The organism is Mesotoga sp. UBA5825, from assembly GCF_002432955.1.
GTDB lineage: Bacteria > Thermotogota > Thermotogae > Petrotogales > Kosmotogaceae > Mesotoga.
In genome coordinates this window covers 1-3,768 of the sequence record NZ_DJHG01000055.1, presented here as the reverse complement: position 1 = coordinate 3,768, position 3,768 = coordinate 1, and the positions used below count along the sequence as shown (strand labels likewise).

Annotated in this window: 2 protein-coding genes; both read right to left on the bottom strand. The window is 39.3% G+C overall.

Annotated elements, in window-relative coordinates; translation table 11 throughout:
- Positions 1–370: 370 nt before the first annotated feature.
- Positions 371–1,747 (bottom strand): oligosaccharide flippase family protein, encoded by a 1,377-nt coding sequence (locus tag B3N33_RS05120; protein WP_292592377.1) that lies wholly within the window; start codon positions 1,745–1,747, stop codon positions 371–373.
- Positions 1,738–3,402, bottom strand: a complete 1,665-nt coding sequence (locus tag B3N33_RS05115; protein ID WP_292592375.1) for an asparagine synthase C-terminal domain-containing protein — start codon at positions 3,400–3,402, stop codon at positions 1,738–1,740. Before B3N33_RS05115 ends, B3N33_RS05120 begins: the two co-directional genes overlap by 10 nt.
- Positions 3,403–3,768 lie beyond the last annotated feature (366 nt).

Sequence of the window (3,768 nt, the reverse complement as noted above, 5' to 3'; positions counted from 1 at the left end):
AATGGAGTCTGTCCCTATTTTTGGAACAACAAAATAATACAACAATTCCTGAGGCTTTCACAAATCCTGAATACTCCCAGGATGCTCATCCATCCTTAGCTGCCACTAAGGATGTGGTTGACAACTTGAATGTCACTTGAGTAGTAGACTTTTCCTTATTAATATGATAAGGTCCCTATTTTTGATTTTTTTTACCTATTTTTAAAATGGAGTCCCTATTTTTGTGCTCTGGTCCACATTTGCTCTAGCAATTTGCGAGCCGACTCAATTCGCAAGACAGCCGTGGCATCTTTGAACCCCTCAATGTGCCAACCGTAGCTCCGGCCGTAGGTTCTCGACGATGGAGATGATGAACTCTAAAAGTGGTAAGTTACGTCCTTTTTCTCTTAATAGACATCATAATTTGCTTAAATGAATCTCTTTTGCTAAAAACTGAGTAGATAAGAATAACACAAGGCAAAATACTGATCCATCTAAAAACGTTATCAAGCACTGCTAAATACATAGAGATCTGGAGTAGAATTATCATTGACACATCTCTGTTGCACCTAACGACTGCGTATTTGAAGCTGTATATCATCATTATATTGAAGAACAAAGTGCTAATCATTGAGAAGAAAAGTAATGCCATTCTGTGACCAAAAGAAGCCCCCAAAACTAACGAACCAATTCTTGCTCCAAGAAGTAGGATGTTTATCCAAAGTCCTACATTTGCCTTTTTATGGACAAGAAACGAAGATGTATAAGGGCTAATAACAGCAACTGTGTACTGCCATGGAATAAGTATTTTTATTATCTTGCCGACTTCGCCAAATTCCTGCGTGAACAGAATCGGAATGTACCAATCAGAGAAAAGGGATACCAAGAGATAAATGGGATAGAAACCGAGAGCTAGCACAGGAAACCATCCGAATATCCTTAATTCATCGTCTCTAGATTTGCTGAAGTACGGCAAGAAAGTCTGCGCAAGGGCTTGAGACATAACCCTATTAACTGCCAAAATCAGTCTATAAGCCAAAGAGTAAAACCCAAGAATAACGTCATCAAACAGAACTCTTAGTATGAAGACAGGAAGGTTGAATGAGAAAGTGTTCAGAACGGAACTGCCGGTTTGGAAGATCACAAGATTGCTATTGTCCCTAAGAAAACCGCGAAGAAAAGATCTGTCTGGCTTTGAGAATCTTAGACCTATCTTACTTTTCAGAATCACATATCCACTAGAGACAAGAAAGCTCATTGAAGAAGCAAGAACGAGAGATGCCTCATTTCTCACGAAAAAGCCTATTAACAGACCAGTTGCCACATTTGTAGCAGATTGCAGAATTATAACTGTGGAAAGAAGCTTGAAGTCTTTCTGGTCTCTGAGAACTAATTGTACCATTATGCTAAGCATCTGTGGAAACCCAATAATAAGGCCAAGCACTGCAAAGGAAATGTCTTTTGTGAGAAATGCCCAAAAAAGTATTGATGAAGATTTTATGATTATTCCTATCAATAGGAACCACGTAGCGAATTTCGCGCGTTCTTGTTCCGAATGTACCTTTCCTTCTGAAACGTATGCAGTGTCCATAGCTATTACCGAGAAAGATGCAATAACTCCTAAAGTTGACTGAATGTATTGAAAGCTACCAAATACTTCGGAAGGAAATCCGTAGAACTTAACCAACAAAGGATAGTACAAAAAGGTAACTGCAATTGTTATTATATTGGATACTAGTACATACCCTGCATCTCTTACTATTCCCATTTGAAGATGTCTCCGTTATCCTCAAGGATTGAACTGATTATATAGTCAGCCACGTAGGAATTTGAATCACCGCCTCTTCCTTTAGGGAATTCATCTTTCAGAATCTTCTCCAAGGTTTGGTATCCCCGAGGGAACCTTTTTTTTGCAGTGTTCAGCAGAAAAGGATTAGCAGTATCAAATGCGCAAGGGTTAGAAGGACCTTTGAGTTTTCTTTTGGTAGATCTATAAAGATTTGCAACGAACTTGTTTTCTTTGGCTAAGTTAACAATTCGCTGTTTTAAGGTAGGTCTTCTTGAATCAAGAGCCTTCAATTCAATTTCCCTCTTCCTGATTCTTTCTTCTCTATCAATATCTACACCCAGTCTATTGAAGATCTTGTTTTCAAGAAACTCGTCATAAAGTTTCTTCCTATACTTCAGTTCCAAAGGGATTTTGCTCCAAAAACCTGTGAACTCCTTGCTCCAAAGTGGTAATGCCCACTTGTATCCGAAGTATTCATATATTCTGTTAGCGTTTACAATGAACTTTGATTGCCTTTCCATCCATTCCCATATCTCATACACCCGAAACCCTTCACTAGAAATATTCTGTATCAGATAGAGCCTCTTTGAGAGCTCTGTGATAAGCCTCTTGTTTGCGGGTTTGTTCCTTAGATTACAGTGTTTTAGTATGACGGATTCAATGATGTTGGCTTCACAATTATTCTGACTCATCAGCAAATTAGGAATGTGGGAACCGCCGATAAAATCGCCAGTATGTCCAGGAATTATGACAAGATCACCGGCCTTTTTTAGACCAGTAGATGTAACGAGATCTCGAATAATTGGGTATTCTTGTATGTGACTAACGCTTGTGTAGTTGTGCGCATAATTCAAGAAATCATGAAAATCTTCTTCTTGAAAGGTTTCAACCCACTTCTTGGTATTGTACTCAGTGAAGAACCACTTGTAACCAAGCTTTTCCGCAACCTCTTTGCTTATACGACTCTCAAAGCTTCCTGGAATGCTATAGCTAAGACATACTACGTTATCCAAACCGTAGAGCTTCAACATTGAAACAATGAATCTTGAATCATACCCCCCACTGAGTGGAACAACTGGAATACGACCGTCGAGATCGCGAACTAGAGTAGTGAATATCTTTTCTGATACTCTCTCTAGTTCAGCTGTGAATTCTGATGGAGTTGAATTTTCAATATTGGCTGAGTCGTAAACATATTCTGAGATGACAGAGAGTTCTCCACTTTCAGAGACGGTCAAAACCTCGCCAGACTGAATTCCGTTTATATCTTCTAGTAACGTTCTGTTGGACGTAACGTAGCCATAGGACAAGTATTCTAGAAGGGATAGTCTATCAATGTTAGATTCTCCGTCTTCCGAATTGGTGCGAAGGATCATCTCGGGACTAGAAGCGATTGTGACTCCCTCTCTTTCTCGACGATAGAAGAGAGGAACAGCCCTAATCACACCAACACTGGCTTCAAGAGAGACGATCTCATCGGTGTTCTCTCTTGTCAATACATATGGCAACCCAAGATTCTTTAGTTGCTGAAAGGGCTTTTTTTCAGTCTCAATCATAGAAATTGGCCTGTACAAACAATAATCATCAACAACCTCTTTCTCCCAAACTTTCTCATTAAGAAGTAGCTTAGTCACATTTAACGCCTCCGCTGAGTACACTTCTCAGTTATCAATTCACAATGAATCTCTTTTTTAATTAGCGTCTTGGTTGCAATGAAGATCTATTAAGTTTTTCGACTGAGAGAGTCTCTGATTATGACTTGTTGAGTTCTTTCAAGATGTTACTATAATACTCTCCATTCTGCATGTCATTGTTAACTAGAGCACCTTCTGTTGAAAAAACACCCCGGCAGTTGAGCGGGGTTTTTGCCTTTTATTCACTTTTCTTGCTGAGATAACGTATATAAAGAACGAGATCCCATATAAATACATTATGGGATGACAGGATACGAAAAACGGGACAGACGTGAGGCGAATCGTCAGTCCCAGTTTTTCTTTTCT

Coding starts and splice junctions, on each gene's coding strand:
- B3N33_RS05120 (WP_292592377.1), bottom strand. CDS start 1,747: ATGGGAATAGTAAGAGATGCAGGGTATGTACTAGTATCCAATATAATA.